The organism is Stenotrophomonas nitritireducens (assembly GCF_001700965.1).
In the GTDB taxonomy this organism is placed as follows: Bacteria; Pseudomonadota; Gammaproteobacteria; order Xanthomonadales; family Xanthomonadaceae; genus Stenotrophomonas; species Stenotrophomonas nitritireducens_A.
In genome coordinates, this window is record NZ_CP016756.1 from 421,878 (window position 1) to 437,076 (window position 15,199).

Sequence of the window (15,199 nt, forward strand, 5' to 3'; positions counted from 1 at the left end):
TCAGGGGACAGAAGGACGACGGCGTCAGCTTCGACATCGCAGTGCGGTTGGCAGATCGCGCAGGTATTTGCGCTGCACTGCGGGAACTGGCGAAAACCTTGTTGGGAAAGGGCGCATCACTGTCCCGTCCGCGGAAATTTTTGGACCATCCATGGGACAACGGCACGCAGCAGCCTGCGCATGGTGCCGCCTGCTGTTACCTTCACCGGTGCCGGTGGCAGCCCGCGGGTGACGTCCGACAATGCTTCAAACTGCAATGGATTCAATCGATTGCTCGCCATCCTGGGGCGCAGAACATTGCTGTACCTGGGTTCGCGGCGCGGCGTAGGCAGGGTCAATGGGGAGCGCATACGCATGGCAACTTGTCCGTCGTGAACACAGGCGTACAAGATAGGCCTCAAATCCATACTTGATTAGTACGAATTCAGGGGAATAATCATCCCGTCGCCGGCACAATTCCGCTGCCGCTAGGGTTCTCCCATGGCCAATGATCTCAACGACACCCTGATCTTCGTCAAAGTTGTCGAACAGGGCAGCTTCACTGCCGCCGCGCGCCTGCTCGGCCAGCCCAAGACCACGGTCAGCCGCAAGGTGCAGGAACTGGAAACCCGCCTGGGGGCGCGCCTGCTCCACCGGACCACGCGTCGCCTGGGCCTGACCGAAGCCGGCACCGTCTACTACGAGCATTGCCAACGTATCGCCCGCGAGCTGGACCAGGCCGAGAGTGCCGTCAGCCAGCTGCAATCGGGGCCGCGCGGATGGTTGCGTTTCACCGTTCCATACTCGATCGGGACAAGTTGGATTGCGCCACTGCTGGGCCAGTTCCAGAGTGCCTACCCGGACATCCGCGTGGACATGCACCTGGGCAACGAAGCCATGGACCTGATCAGCGGTGAAGTGGATATGGCGCTGCGGGTGGGGCCCCTGCCCGATTCCAACCTGATCGCGCGCAAGCTGGGCAGCCTGCGCACCCAGGTGTTCGCCAGCCCGGCCTATATCGACCTGCACGGTGAACCGCAGCATCCGAACGAACTGCAGTTCCACCGTACTCTGGCGGTGCGAAAGCCGCACCACGGCCAGAACCATCGCTTCACCTGGACCTTGGCCGAACATGGCGGCGAAATGCGGGAGTTCGCAGTCAATCCCCTGCTGCTGGCCAACGACCCGTCGGCGTTGAATGCGCCCATGGTCGCCGGCGAGGGGCTGGTGATGAGCAGTGACGTGATGGCCAAACCCTTTGTCGAAGCGGGCCTGGTACGGCGCATACTGCCGGGCTGGACCGGCCCGAACTACGACTTCAACGCAGTTTTCGCCGGTGGCCGCCTGGTGTCGCCGAAGGTGCGCGTGTTCATCGACTTTCTGGTCGCCAAACTCAACTTCGACGCCAACTACATGTTGCTGCAATGCCCCAACGCCAAGCGTCTGGCCGACATCGAGCAGGAATACCAGCAGCGTTCCAAGGCCCACCCCAAGCTGCGTATCGTCGAAGCCCTCAGCGCCTGAGCGGGATAGGCATAAACAACAACGGCGCCACTGAAGGGCGCCGTTGTCGTATCTGCATCAATTGATCAGCCCGGTTTGCGGCGATGCCATGCCTGCAAACTCAATAACCGCGGTAATACGGCCACAAAGGCACGATCTGCACTTCCTTGCAGCCGTCATAGCGGCTGCAGCTGCCGAAGTAGCCCGGGCCTGAATAACGTTGGCGGGCATCGCGGTTGTAAGGGCTGTTGTAGAAATCCGGGCGCGAAAAATGGCCGGAGCCAAAGTAGCGATAGGGCGTGGCGCCAATGCTGGATTCACTCTGGAAATTCTGCGCCAGCGCCGGCGTGCCGTCGTTGTCGACATAGCCGTTTTCGTTGTCATAACGGACCAGGCGGTAATACACCGTCTCGCCGCCCTGCTTGCGGCTGTGCAACTGCTCCATGCGCCCGCCGCCAGCGTCGACGTACGCCTTGCCACCTTCGAACAGCACCTCGCTGGGGTTGACGAACTCCTCCTCCAACGGCGGTGCCGCCGTGGCTCCCCCTGCCAATGCCACCAACATGGCCGCTACGGCCACCTTGCTCCAAGCCTTACCCATAATGCGCATGACCACCCTCCTTGATTGGGCACCTGTCGCTGACGACAGCCCGCCGTGATCGCCCAGCCAACCCCGTGGCTGGGCCGTCATTGCTACCAGTTGCCATCACCCGGCATTGCGGCGCGCGCGATGACACATCGGGACAAATCCGTGTTCATTATAGGGGGAAGCCAAAGGCACAGCCGTGAAGCAGGTTCGATACTCAGGGCCCGCCCTGGGCCTGCCGATAGCCTGCCAGCGCCTGGCCGATCACCTGCCGCGCCTGTTCGGCATCGCCCCAGCCGTTGAGCTGGGTGTCTGCCCCACCCGGCAGCTGCTTGTAGCTGCGGAAGAACGCCTCGATGCGCTGGACTTCCATCTCAGGCAGGTCATCCAGATCGCGGACCTTGGCATAGGTCGGGTCCACCGCATCAACCGGCACTCCGACAATCTTCTCATCGGCCTGGCCCTTGTCGCGCATCCGCAGCACCGCCACCGGACGGAATCGCAGCATCGCACCGGCCTGGACCGGAAAGCGGGTCAGCACCAGCGCATCCAGCGGATCACCATCGCCGGCCAGGGTCTGTGGCATCGCCCCATAGTTGGCCGGGTAAGCCACCGGCATCGACAGGAAACGATCCACCCGCAGTTCGCCATGCGCGCCGATCTCGTACTTGATCGCGCCACCGGCGGGGATTTCCACCGCCAGCAGCACTTCCTGCGGTGCGTTCTCCGCTTGCGGCAAGGCAAACGGATGCAGCACCTGCGCGCTGGCCAGCAGCGGCGACGCCGTGGCCAGCAGCATCACACCCACACGCAGCAACACGCGGCTCATCGGTTCATTCCCAGCACCGGTCATCGCGGCCCTTTGGTGAGACTGGCCGTGGGCAATCGCGCTGCGGGATGCGCCCCTCGGTGACTTCGCTGAAACGCTTGCCGCCGTGCGCATCACGGCTGATCTGGAATGCGTCATACAGGCGGCCAGTCGCCGTGCGTGCTTCATAGCGCAGGCCCTTGTCGTCCAGCCGCAGCACCTGGAACAACTGCGTGTCCTCGGCGGTGGGTTTCATCGTCGCACGCGCCTGCGGCGACAGCCGGTACTGCTTGGGGCCGGCCACCGATGAAATGTACTGCGGCAAGCTGGCGCCGTCGTCGGCGCGGCGGCCGTAGGTGTGGTCATGGCCTTGCAGCACCAGATCCACCTTGTGCCGCTGGAGAACCGGACGAATCTCGCTGGTCAGCACCGAGCTGTCGCGTTCGGCACGCAGCGGATACAGCGGCTGGTGCACGACCACGATATTCCACGCCTGCGCACTGTCTTCCAATACTTTCTCCAGCCAGCTGGCCTGCGCCTTCGCGGTGCCCAGATCCAGCGCCGAGGTGCCATCCAGCACCACCACGCGCAACCCTTGATAGTCAAACCAATAGGTCGTGCTGGCGGTGGCGGCGGCGCCGTTGGCCGGCAGTGCGAAGGTCGCCGGCCAATGCTTGCCGAGCACCCGCCGCTCCTGCGGCGTGTCTTCGAATTCCTCGAAGTACTCGTGGTTGCCGGCCGCGGGCGCAATCGCCATGCCCGGCAGCAGCCAGCCACCGGCAGCGAACCATTCGCCCCACTCGTTGTCATCCTCACCGTCGCCGCCGCTGACCAGATCCCCAGCAAACAGGGTCAGCCGCGCGTCCGGCGCGGTCTGCCAGCCCTGGCGGATGACCCGGCTGACATGACTGAGGTTTTTGTTCTGGGTATCGCCGAAGTACAGCACGGTCAGCGGTTCGCCTGCCGCAGCGGCCGTGCGGAAGTGTTGCCACGCGCTCCAGCTGCCCTGCCCCTGCACGCGGTAGGCATACAGGGTATCGGCCTGCAGGCCATCGATGCGGACACGATGATGCTGGCTGTCGCCGTTCTCGGTCTGCAACGTCTGGCTGCTTGCGCGCAGCTGCCGCACCTGGCCCATGTCCGGCGAATCACCGGCCACGGCCAGCTCCAGCACCGGCGGCTGCCCCAGCGGTGCGGTACGCCATGCCACCGCAAAACCGCTGCCTGCATCCTGCGCCGGCGAGGCGACGATGCGGTCCGGGAAGCCACTTGCCGCATAGTGCCGGCTCCCCGCCGGTACCTGCGTATTGGGCTCGGCGGCTGGAGCGGCCCCCACCGCTCCAGCCGCTCCAATCAGGGCCGCCAGTAGCAGCCACTGCCTCACACGTTGGCCCCTCACTTGCCGCAATCCTGCGGCAGCGACAAGGCCGTGGCGATATCACGCCAATCGAAGGCCACCACGCCCTGATCGTCATGCACCGCGTACAAAGCGCCCTGCGGGAAGCGCGCCGAGACCTGCTGGCTGTTCCAGATACCATCGGTATTGGCCACGGTATTGCCGTGGAACGATCCCACCGGCGCCAGCGTCTTGCGATCGAACAGATGGAAGGTGCTGCGCTCCTTGCCTTGCTCGGTGGTGATCCACCAACCGCCATCACCGCAGGTACGCAGCATCACGCCTTCGGCCTGCGCCTTGAACAGGCCGCGGCCGAACGTCTGGCCAGTGAAATCGCCGGCCAGGTTGTAGACCTTGAACTCGCTGGCATAGGTTTCATCTTCCTCGGCAATCAGCAGGCGGTCGTTGGCCGGATCGCCCCAGATCGATTCGACCACGCGCAGCGCGCCCTTGGGCGAGCTGTCGCCGATGCTGCGCACCAGCCTGGCCTGCACCGTGCCGCCCTCGACGTTGACGTGATAACGGCGCACGCGCTCGTTCAAACGCTCAAGCGCCGGCAGGATGTCGTTGCCCGCCGCGTCCTCGCCATCGTCATAGGAATCGGTGACGTACAGGTCATAGCCGCCCTGCACCGGATTCACCCACAGGCCATAGGGCTTGCGCAGATCATTGCCGGCGAACACGCCCAGCGGCTTGAAGTCAGGCAACTGCAGCACCTGCACGCGGTGGTTGTCGCGCTCGACGATGAACACCAGGTCGTCCTGCACGGCGATGCCGTTGGGGCGATCGAACTGGCCCAATGCGGTGCCGGTGCTGCCGATGTCACGCAGGTGCTTGCCGGTCTGGCCGTCATAGACCACCAGCTTGTCGGTGGCCTTGGCGGTGGCTATCAGCCACAGCTGGCCATCCGCGCCGCGCCAGCTGGCCGGCGAGTCGATGTTGTCAGCCGGCGTCATCGGGGTCAGGAAGGCTTCCGCCACCAACTTCGGCGGCGCGGCGGTGGCGCCTTCGGCAAGATCGGCGGCGGTCGGCGGCGTCGCCGAGCGCGGTGCCGGGTGGCAGGCGCTGAGCACCAGCGCCATTGCCGTGCAGAGCAGCGCGGCCCTCACAGTGCCACCTTCACGCCGACGGCGTAGGTGCGGCCGTATTCCTCGTTCTGCAGGGTGCGCGAGCGCACGCCCTGGTACAGCTCCAGCGGCTCATCGAGCAGGTTAGACGCTTCCAGATACAGGCTCACGTTCTTGCTGAGTTTGTAGTCGAAGCTGAAATCAAGCTGGGTGTGCGGGGCGACATAGATATCAAAGGCGCGGCTGTCGCCGATGGTGTCCAGGTATTCGCTGCGATAGACACTGGCCAGGCGCGTGCTCAGGCCGCCCCACTCGTAGCCGATATGCGCGCTGTAGATGTTCTTGGAGGCGCGCGGCAGATTGAAGTCATCACGCTCGCGGCCGGCAATGCCCGGATCAAAATCGGTATCCAGCCAGGTGCCACTGGCGCCGAGCAACAGCCCCGCCCATGCCCCCGGCAGGAAGCTCAGCTGCTGCTGCCAGTTGAATTCGGCACCAAACACCTTGGCCTTGTCGCCATTGATCGAACGGGTAACGTCGAAGCCCGGGTACTGCGGGTCGTTGTCGGTCACCGTCTGCACGATGTAGCCGTCGATGGATTTGTGGAACAAGCCCAGCGAGACGATGCCGCTGTCGCCCAGATAGCGCTCGAACGAGAAATCCAGGTTGGTGGACTCGTACGGGTCCAGGTTCGGGTTGCCGATACGCGCTTCTTCATCGTCGCGGTTGACGGCCAGGCGCGGCGACACATCGCCAAACGCCGGCCGCGCCACGGTCTTGTTGACCGAGCCGCGCAGCACCCAGTTGTTGTTGGTGTCATAACGCAGATGCAGGCCCGGCAGCACACTGCTGTAGCTGCTGTTGGCGATACGCGGGGTGACGCTGACGGTCTTGCCATCGGCAGCGATATCCACGTCGTTGCCGGTGGCATTGAACTGTGTGTTCTCCACACGCACGCCGCCGATCACGCGCAGCGCGCCGATGTCCCAGGTGCCCATCGCATAGGCGGCAAAGATGTCCTCGTTGGCCACATAGTCCTCTTCCAGCGAGGTCATCAGGTTGCCAGCGACATCGCCGGACTTCGCGCTGTACTTGCTGCCGTTGGCGGCCCACCAGGCGCGCATCGCCGCCGAGCTCATGCCCTGGCCAAGGCTGCCGCCACGGTGGTCCAGGGTCTTGCCGTTCCAGCTGGATAGATCAACCGCTGGACCGGTGCGCAGCTCGGCCTCATCGACATTGACGTCACGTTCGCGCCACCGGCCGAGCACGCCGAATTTGTAGCTGGCGTTGTCACCGTCGAAGCGGATGTTGACCTGGGCGCTGCGCTCGCTGTCGTCGATCTGCTTGGGCGAGATCACCACCCGATCGAAGGCGTAGTTGGCGTTGTCCATCCAGGCGCTGTCGCTGAGGCTCAGGCCCGGGATGCCGCTGTTCTGATTGAGCGTGGCCGACAGGTCGTCGCCATCGTAGTCAAAGCGCGCTTCCATTTCATCGTTCACCCGCTCGCGGGTCTTGGTGTAGCCGATGCGGTAATCGAGCACCGCGCCAGTCAAACGATTCTCACCGCCGAGGCTGAGCGCAAAGGTGTTCTCTTCCTTGGTTCGGTAGCGCATGCGCTTGCTGATGGCATCGGCCGGCAGCGCATCCACCTGGTAGCGACCACCACCCAGCGCGGTGATTTCGCCGTCGCCCAGGCCGAAGATGGTGCGCTGGCGGGTTTCGGCATCGTCGAACTGGCTGTACAGGGTGCGCAGGTAATAGCGATTGGCATCGTCCGGGCGCCAGTCCAGGTTCACGTTGGCGCCGGTGCGCTCGCGCTCGATGGTGTACTTGCGGTGCTGCAGGTCGACGGCGACCAGATCATCGTCGGCACCACCATCAAAGTTGTCGTACTCGACTTCGGTGTTGTCCGATTCGAACTTGCGCTTCTGGTAGTTCACACCCAGCGCCACACCGAACGTGCCGCCGAATACTTCGCTGTAATTGAAGGCCGCCTTCGGGCTGGTCTCGCCGGACAGTTCCTGGTGGCTGCCTTCCAGCTTGCCCTTCAAGGAGCGCCCATCACGATCAAAGGCCGAGACCGACTCCACCACCACCGCGCCGCCGATGGCATCACCGGGCATGTCCGGCGTTGCCGACTTGATTACCCGCAGGCGTTCGGTGGACTCGGAGGGAATCACATCCAGCGGCGCAGCGCGTGAGGAATCCTCTGGGGTACCGATGGCGATGCCGTCGATGCTGACGCTGTTCAAGGCCGCGTCCAGACCACGGATCACAACGAAGCGACCTTCACCCTGATCGCGGGTGACACTGACGCCAGGCAGGCGCTGCAGCGACTCGGCGACATTCATGTCCGGGTAGTCGCCCATCGAGTCGGAGGCAAGCGCGTCCTGCACGCCATTGGCATCGCGCTTGAGTTCGACCGCGCGGATCTGCGCTTCGCGCTGGGCGCGTACTTCAATGCGCTCCAGGTCGATGGCTGCCGCAGCACCGCTGGCAACAGTGGATGCAGCATCGGCCGTGGCCTGTTGTGCATATGCAGGCGCGACAGCCATGCAGGCCACCGCGGTCGTCACCGCTACCACCAAGACGCTCTTGCGCACTACCGCCCCCAATCTGTGTAAAGGATGGGTGTGCACGGTATGTCCGTACAGTTACGCGACAGTTACAGTGGCAAAGCGGGAATATTTCAGTCTGTCATGGCATGGATACAGCGCGCAGAAACGCGCCATTGATGGTGCGGCGCCATCAATGAAGACCCTGCTTCAGCGACGCCGCACCCGAACCGTGCCCGACACGCCCTCGACCCGCATCTCGTACTCGTAGCCAGCGTCCCAGCGGGTCAACGTGGCCTTGGGGGAGTACCGGTTTGCTGCCTGCCTGCGCCCATCCACCTGCTGCCAGGTCTGCCCGTTCCCCAGATGGAAAACGCTGGCACCGCTCCAGCCCTCGAAACGCCCCTCGATCCGGCTTTCGATTACCTGCACTGCGGTCGGCGTAGGCAGCTCCTTTCGCGCAGGCACGGTGGCAGGGCCAGGTGCCACCAACTCGACTTCGGGTTCTTGCAGGTATCCAGATTCCGCGTCGTAGCGGACCAGCCGGTAGTACACGGGCACGCCGTTCTGCCGTCGCAGCTGCAGTGGCGCGAGCCGGCCCCGCCCCACGTCCATATAGGGCGCCCCGGCACGAAAGATCACCTCACTTGGATTCACCCGCTCCCGTTCAAGCGGCGGCTGCGCCGACACGGACCCGGCACTGCCGATGCACACAGCGAACAACAAACCCGCACAGACCCGCATCTAATCGACCTCCCCTGCGCCGCCTACGCGGCAGCAGACATCATCTTCGCAAACTCCGTTCTGGGCCACCGGCTGATTGATCACGTTGATCACGCCGGTCTGCGTGAAGGTGCTGGAAGATGACGGCAGGCATCGTCGTCCAGCCTCTTTGCCCGCCTTCCCGAGCTGGTCCTGCCTGACCAGCAGCGCGGCGGTGTGCTGCTACGGCAGAGGCTGCGCGCAGAAGCGCTAAAATGCTGTCCTCCCCTTTCCAGCGCCCTCTCCCCATGAAAATCGTCGAAGTCCGCCACCCCCTGGTCCAGCACAAGATTGGCCTGCTCCGCGATGCGTCCATGAGCACCAAGGACTTCCGCGAGGTGGTCAACGAACTGGGCACCCTGCTCGCCTACGAGGCCACCGCCAACCTGGAAACCGAAAGCCACACCCAGGCCGGCTGGGCCGGACCGGTGCAGGTGCAGCGCATTGCCGGTGCAAAGATCACCGTGGTGCCGATCCTGCGTGCAGGCCTGGGCATGCTGAGTGGAGTGTTGTCGCTGATTCCCGCCGCGCGGGTGAGCGTGGTCGGCCTGCAGCGCGATGAGGAAACCCTGCAGCCCGTGCCCTACTTCGAGCGCCTGACCGGGCGCCTGGAAGAACGCGATGCGTTGATCCTGGACCCGATGCTGGCCACCGGCGGCACCTTGATCGCCACCATCGACATGCTCAAGCGGGCCGGCGCGCGGCGCATCAAGGGCATCTTCCTGGTCGCCGCCCCGGAAGGCCTGAAAGCCCTGGAAGCCGCCCACCCGGACGTGGAGATCTACACCGCCGCCATCGACGAGCGACTCAACGACAAGGGTTACATCATGCCGGGCCTGGGCGATGCCGGCGACCGCATCTTCGGCACGCGATTGGGTTGAGCCCGGCGCGTCGCCGCTCAGAATGCAACAGGTGCCACTGGCACCGGGTTTTTTTGTAGTGCTGAGCCATGCTCGGCTGGAATGATATCGGTGAAGCCTCTGCCGAGCATGGCTCGGCACTACCGGCTTAGCCCGTCTCCCTTCGGGAGAGGGGTTGGGGTGAGGGTGACGTTGGGGCATTACCGGTGAAGCCTCTGCCGAGCATGGCTCGGCACTACCGCCTTAGACCCTCTCCCTTCGGGAGAGGGGTTGGGGTGAGGGTGGCTTTGGAGCAATACCAGGAAAGCCTCTGCCGAGCATGGCTCGGCACTACCGGAGCATTGCTGGCTTGTTCATGCCGCCAACGTACGTGCCTTCAACTCGCTCACTTCGTGGGTGGTGCCAAAGCGGCCCTTGTCGTCGCGCACCACCTGCGCCATCGCGCACTGCGGGTCGTGGGTAAAAAACAGATGCACGTTGCGCGCCAGCTTGTCTTCCAGGAACGCGCGCTTCTCATCGATCAACAATTCGGCATTGCGGTCATAGCCCATGGTGATCGGCACATGCACCCATGAACGTCCTGGTATCAGATCGGCACAGAACACCACGCCACCGCGCGGCTGGCCATTGACCTGCTCCGGCCCGATGATCTCGGCCAGCATCAACCCCGGCGTGTGGCCATCGCTGAAGCTGAAACGCACCGATTCGCCCAGTACCTTCGAGTAAGGACCGCTTACGATCTCCAGGCGCCCGCTGGCTTCCAGCAAACCTGCCAACTCGGGAATGAAGCTGGCCCGGTCACGCGGGTGCGGATGGCGGGCGCGCTCCCAGTGGTCGGCACCGATCACGAACGTGGCATTGGGAAACAGCAACTCGGGTTCACGGCCTTCCGACCACGGCGCCAACAGGCCACCGGCATGGTCGAAATGCAGGTGACTGAGTACCACCACGTCGATGTCTTCATGTTCGAAGCCTGCTTCACGCAGCGAATCGATCAGCACGTGTCGCGGCTCCTGCACGCCGTAACGCTCACGCAGTTTGGGCTCGAAGAACGCGCCGATGCCGGTTTCAAACAGCACCGTCTTGCCGCCCAGCGGGCTGGCCAGCAATGCCCGGCATGCCAGTTCAATGCGATTGGCGTCATCGGCCGGCGCCCACCGTTCCCACAAGGCCTTGGGTGCGTTGCCGAACATTGCACCGCCATCGAGTTTTTGCGAGTTACCGCGGATCGACCATAGTTTCATATGAAAAATTCTACCCGCAGCGCGTTAAATATTCGCAAGTAAATGGCGGCGGATAATTGGCGCGTAACGGTATAGAAAAGCAACGCAGTGTTGCGGATTGCGGTGCAGGCAGAAACTGTGGTCCACGCTTGGGTTTGAGTTGGGTACCCGCCGGCATTGAATCAAGAAAAACGTCAACAACGCTGGCAATGCCGGCTCGGGCAAAGTACCCAACCAGAACCGCGACAACACCCCGGTCCACTCAAAGAAAAACCCCGCCGAAGCGGGGTTTTCATTTCAATTGCTCAATCGGCCTTGCCGATCTTTCGAACCTCGGCACTGCCCACCGGATTGCGTGGATCGCTGCCGCCGCTGAGAACATTGCTGCGCCGGTCCCATTCCACCGTCTGCAGGTTGCCCCAGACATGGCTGGAACCGCGGCCGCCTGCTGCCGAGTCACCCGGCAGTTCAACCTTGTGGCCCATCGCCTGCAACTGCTTGGCTACTTCCGGCGAGAACGCGCCAGACTCGGCCGAGATTTCGTCCGGCAGCCACTGGTGGTGGTAACGCGGCAAGGCAGCGACCTGTTGCGCATCCAGGCCTGCGTCGTAGCCAAGGATACCCAGCAGCACCATGGTGATGATGCGGCTGCCACCCGGCGTGCCGATCACAACCACCTTGTCGTCGTTCTCCATGAACGTCGGCGTCATCGAGCTGAGCATGCGCTTGCCCTTGGCCGGCGCGTTTGCCGCATAGCCCATCACCCCGAACGCATTCGGCGTGCCCGGCTTGAGCGCGAAATCGTCCATCTCGTTGTTCAACAGCACGCCGGTGCCAGCCGGAATCAAGCCCGAGCCATACAACAGGTTCACCGTCTGGGTGCCGCCAACACGATTGCCCTCGCTGTCGATGATCGAGAAGTGGGTGGTCTCGTCGTCTTCCAGTGGCGTCGGGTTGCCCGACAGCAGGTCGCTGGGCGTCGCCTTTTCCGGATGGATGGTGGCGCGCAGGCCCTGTGCGTAATCGCGGCTGGTCAGCACCTTCTGCGGGATGTCGACGAAGTCCGGGTCACCGAGGAAGAAGGTGCGGTCGCGATAGGCGCGGCGCATCGCTTCCACCACCAAGTGGGTGCTGTGTGCCTGGTCCATCTTGTTCAGATCCCAGGGTTCCAGGATCTGCAGCATCGAGGCCAGCGCGATGCCACCGGAAGACGGCGGCGAGGCGGTGGTGATCTTCCAGCCGCGGTAATCGAACACGATCGGCTCGCGGGTCTTGACCGTGTAGCCGGCCAGTTCCTCGGCGGTCCAGCGGCCACCGGCCTGCTTCACGCCAGCCAGCAGCTTGCGCCCGGTCTCACCACGGTAGAACCCATCGAAGCCGTTGGCAGCGAGCAGCTGCAGGGTATGTGCCAGCTCCGGCTGCTTGAAGATGTCACCTTCGGCGATGGGCTTGCCGTTACGCAGGTAGACCTCGCGGGTGCCCGGGTAGCGGTCCATCACCTCACGGCGTGATGCATAGCCACGCGCCATGCGCGCGTAGACCGGGAAGCCTTCGGTGGCCACGCGGATCGCCGGTGCCAGCGAATCGCTGAGCGGCAGCTTGCCGTGCTCGCGCGCCAGCTTCACCAGCGCTGCGGGCAGACCAGGGATGCCGGCCGACCACGGGCCATTGACCGAGCGGTCCCGGTCCAGGTCGCCGTTCTTGTCCAGGAACTGGTCGGGCGTGGCGGATTCGGGCGAGGTCTCGCGCGCGTCCAGCATCACGTCCTTGCCGGTCTTGGCGTCGTGCAGCAGGAAGAAACCGCCGCCACCCAGCCCGGAGCTGATCGGCTCAACCACCGCCAGGGTGGACGACACCGCAACGGCGGCATCGAACGCATTGCCGCCCTTGCCGAGGATTTCCATGCCGGCCTGGGTCGCCAGCGAATGACCACTGGCAATTGCCGCCCCATCGGGGTGCGCGGCGCGGGCCGGTGCGGTATCGGCAGCCCACGCCGCCGGCGCCAGCACCAGTGCGAACAGCAGCAATGAACGAGCAACGAGTTTCATGCCGTTGGTTTCTCCTATTGGTAGAGCTCAGGGTGATCGCGTTGCAGGCCGGCCAGTTTGGCCAGCAGCTGATCTTCGGTTTCGACGATGTCCGGGTCCGGGTCGATGCATTCGACCGGGCACACCACCACGCATTGCGGCTCATCGAAATGACCGACACATTCGGTGCAACGGGCCGGATCGATCACGTAGATCGTCTCGCCCATGGCAATGGCCTGGTTGGGACAGGCCGGCTCGCAGACGTCACAGTTGACGCAGAGCTCATTGATTTTCAGCGACATTGTTGCGGTGTTCCCGTCAGGGCGGGGCTTGCAACCGGCGTATGCCGGTTCATCGGTCCTGCTGTTCATGGCCTGCCAGAGGCAGCGCCGACAGCAAGCTTACCGGATACGGGTTTGGCCGGGGCCGCAGCCGCGGCTGTACCTCTGCTCCACACCGTTCCGCTCATGTAGAGCGCGACATGGGCAGCCTCCAGAAGATGCAGGATCTGCCCAGTCGGCGGCGGACCGGGCCAACGCCAGCGCAACCCCGCCTGTGCGGCAGCCGCGCCGTGAAAACAGCGGGGCCGCAAGGCAGCCCCGCCATTGAATTACTTGGCTTCGACGAAGATGTAGTCGGCGCCGGTCGGCTTGACGATGGTCTGCACGCGGGCGTTGTCGGCAGCTTCGCCGATGAACACCACGCGCACGCCCTTCATCGAATCAGCCTGCACGTCCTTGAAGCCGGTTTCGATCAGGTCAGCCATCTTGGCCGAGTTCGACGAACCGAAGGCCAGCATGTTGCCCGGCTGGATGCCACGGCCGATGGCGGTGGTTGCGCTCTCGACCTGACGGTCGTACTTGGCGGCGAATTCCGGATCCGATGCCGGCGGCAGGTAGTACAGGAACGGGCTGGAGGTGATGTTGCCCATGTTCTGCACGGCAACGGCCTGCAGGTACTTCTTCCAGCCTGCGTCGTCATCCTTGGCCGGGGCGACCAGCGCCTGCTGCGCTTCGACTACCGGCGCTTCTTCTTTCTTGCAGGCGGTTACAGCCAGCACCATCGAGGCGGCAAGCAGCACGCGCATCGTGTTCTTCATGATCGTTCTCCCGTTGAAAGTGGTGTTACTGAAAGAGGTTTACTGCCCGCGTGCTTCGCGGGCCTTGCGCAACGCTTCAAGCACAGTCGCCGGTACGAAGCCGGACACATCCCCGCCCAACCGGGCGATCTCACGCACCAGCGAGGAGGAAATGAAGCTGTGCTGTTCGGAGGGGGTGAGGAACAGGGTTTCCACCTCCGGGATCAGATGGCGGTTCATGCTGGCCATCTGGAATTCGTATTCGAAATCGGACACCGCGCGCAGGCCGCGCAGCAGCACCCCGCCATGCACCGAGCGCACGAAGTGGGCCAGCAGGGTATCGAAGCCCACCACCTCCACATTGTCGTGGTGCTGCAGGGCCTCCACCGCCAGCGCCACGCGCAGATCCAGCGACAGCGTCGGGCCCTTGGCCGGGCTCTGCGCCACGCCCACCACCACCTTCTCGAACAGCGGCGCGGCGCGATTCACCAGATCGATGTGACCGTTGGTGATCGGGTCGAAAGTGCCCGGGTATACAGCGATGCGGCGATTGGCTGAGGTCATGCGGGTTCGGTCGCGTTCATGTCGCCGCGAAGTGTAGCAGCGGCTCGCCGATAGAGGGCATAGGCCACTTCGCGGGTACTGCCCTCGCGCCGCAGCTGCCATTCCGGTGGCAATCGTGGGGCCGCGCCCACCGGCGCTTCCACGTACAGCCATGCGTCCGCAGCCAGATGCCGGGACAGCCGCGAGATCACCTGTTCCCACAGACCGGCGGCAAAAGGCGGGTCCAGGAACACCACATCGGCCTGGGCGGCAGCCGCGCTGTCCAGCCATTGCACCGCGTCGGCGGCAATCACTTCGACCTGTGTAGCCGCATCCAGACGCTCCACAACGCCCCGCAGCGCCGCCACCAACCGCGGGTCGCGCTCCACCAGCTGTGCCAAAGCGGCACCTCGCGACACCGCCTCCAGCCCCAATGCCCCGCTGCCGGCAAACAGATCCAGCACCCGCGCCCCCGGCAATTTCGGCATCAACCAGTTGAACAGGGTTTCGCGGACGCGGTCGCTGGTCGGCCGCAAACCCGGCAATTCAGGAACCTGCAGACGGGTATTGCGCCAGCGCCCACCCACGATGCGCACCTGGCCGCTGCCGGCGGCCGCCTTGCCGTGCGGCGCGCTCATCCGGCCCACACCGGCAAAGCCAATGACAAAACGTGGCAAATCAAATACATCGGCGGCCTACATCGGTTAACTCTGGAGTGCGCAGATGATAGACCAGCACCCCCCGGCTGCGCCCACCTTGAAATCGGCCCATTCACCCTTACCCCAGTTGCAGCCGCCGCGCAGCTGCGCGGC

14 protein-coding genes are annotated in these 15,199 nt (G+C 64.1%); 2 read left to right on the forward strand and 12 right to left on the reverse strand.

Annotated features, from left to right (window positions below; translation table 11 throughout):
• Window positions 1–480 precede the first annotated feature (480 nt).
• Window positions 481–1,503, forward strand: coding sequence for a LysR family transcriptional regulator (locus tag BCV67_RS01855; protein WP_062166223.1), 1,023 nt, complete (start codon window positions 481–483; stop codon window positions 1,501–1,503).
• 100 nt (window positions 1,504–1,603) lie between these two features.
• Here BCV67_RS01855 and BCV67_RS01860 read toward each other — a convergent pair whose 3' ends face one another.
• The 6 genes from BCV67_RS01860 to BCV67_RS01885 form a co-directional block, all read right to left on the reverse strand.
• Entirely contained in the window at window positions 1,604–2,092 is a 489-nt protein-coding gene (locus tag BCV67_RS01860; RefSeq protein WP_065868007.1) for a hypothetical protein, read from the reverse strand.
• Window positions 2,093–2,285: 193 nt separating this feature from the next.
• Window positions 2,286–2,897 (reverse strand): inorganic diphosphatase, encoded by a 612-nt coding sequence (locus tag BCV67_RS01865; protein WP_156455725.1) that lies wholly within the window; start codon window positions 2,895–2,897, stop codon window positions 2,286–2,288.
• 4 nt (window positions 2,898–2,901) lie between these two features.
• The gene (locus BCV67_RS01870; protein ID WP_062166226.1) at window positions 2,902–4,275 is read right to left on the reverse strand and encodes an FN3 domain-containing metallophosphoesterase family protein; all 1,374 of its coding nucleotides are present in this window, start codon (window positions 4,273–4,275) and stop codon (window positions 2,902–2,904) included.
• Window positions 4,272–5,354 carry a phytase gene (locus BCV67_RS01875; RefSeq protein WP_062166227.1) on the reverse strand — a complete coding sequence of 361 codons (1,083 nt, stop codon included), beginning with the start codon at window positions 5,352–5,354 and terminating at the stop codon, window positions 4,272–4,274. Before BCV67_RS01875 ends, BCV67_RS01870 begins: the two co-directional genes overlap by 4 nt.
• Window positions 5,355–5,377: 23 nt before the next feature.
• The gene (locus BCV67_RS01880; RefSeq protein ID WP_062171324.1) at window positions 5,378–7,894 is read right to left on the reverse strand and encodes a TonB-dependent receptor; all 2,517 of its coding nucleotides are present in this window, start codon (window positions 7,892–7,894) and stop codon (window positions 5,378–5,380) included.
• Between the two features lie 210 nt (window positions 7,895–8,104).
• Window positions 8,105–8,584 (reverse strand): hypothetical protein, encoded by a 480-nt coding sequence (locus tag BCV67_RS01885; protein WP_156455726.1) that lies wholly within the window; start codon window positions 8,582–8,584, stop codon window positions 8,105–8,107.
• Window positions 8,585–8,904: 320 nt separating this feature from the next.
• On the opposite strand from BCV67_RS01885, the gene upp reads away from it, so the two are divergent.
• Window positions 8,905–9,537 carry a uracil phosphoribosyltransferase gene (upp, locus tag BCV67_RS01890; protein ID WP_062166229.1) on the forward strand — a complete coding sequence of 211 codons (633 nt, stop codon included), beginning with the start codon at window positions 8,905–8,907 and terminating at the stop codon, window positions 9,535–9,537.
• A gap of 332 nt (window positions 9,538–9,869) precedes the next feature.
• Here the strand turns inward: upp and BCV67_RS01895 are convergent, their stop codons facing one another.
• The 6 genes from BCV67_RS01895 to rsmD all read right to left on the reverse strand — a co-directional run bounded on the left by BCV67_RS01895 (window position 9,870) and on the right by rsmD (window position 15,025).
• Window positions 9,870–10,760: an MBL fold metallo-hydrolase gene (locus BCV67_RS01895; RefSeq protein ID WP_062166230.1), complete on the reverse strand. Its 891-nt coding sequence runs from the start codon at window positions 10,758–10,760 to the stop codon at window positions 9,870–9,872.
• 284 nt (window positions 10,761–11,044) lie between these two features.
• Entirely contained in the window at window positions 11,045–12,787 is a 1,743-nt protein-coding gene (ggt, locus tag BCV67_RS01900) for a gamma-glutamyltransferase (RefSeq protein WP_062166231.1), read from the reverse strand.
• Window positions 12,788–12,801: 14 nt separating this feature from the next.
• Window positions 12,802–13,068 (reverse strand): YfhL family 4Fe-4S dicluster ferredoxin, encoded by a 267-nt coding sequence (locus tag BCV67_RS01905; protein ID WP_062166232.1) that lies wholly within the window; start codon window positions 13,066–13,068, stop codon window positions 12,802–12,804.
• Between the two features lie 308 nt (window positions 13,069–13,376).
• Entirely contained in the window at window positions 13,377–13,865 is a 489-nt protein-coding gene (locus BCV67_RS01910) for a hypothetical protein (RefSeq protein ID WP_062166233.1), read from the reverse strand.
• A gap of 39 nt (window positions 13,866–13,904) precedes the next feature.
• Window positions 13,905–14,408 carry a pantetheine-phosphate adenylyltransferase gene (gene coaD / locus BCV67_RS01915; RefSeq protein ID WP_062166234.1) on the reverse strand — a complete coding sequence of 168 codons (504 nt, stop codon included), beginning with the start codon at window positions 14,406–14,408 and terminating at the stop codon, window positions 13,905–13,907.
• Window positions 14,405–15,025, reverse strand: coding sequence for a 16S rRNA (guanine(966)-N(2))-methyltransferase RsmD (rsmD, locus tag BCV67_RS01920; protein ID WP_062166235.1), 621 nt, complete (start codon window positions 15,023–15,025; stop codon window positions 14,405–14,407). Before rsmD ends, coaD begins: the two co-directional genes overlap by 4 nt.
• Window positions 15,026–15,199 lie beyond the last annotated feature (174 nt).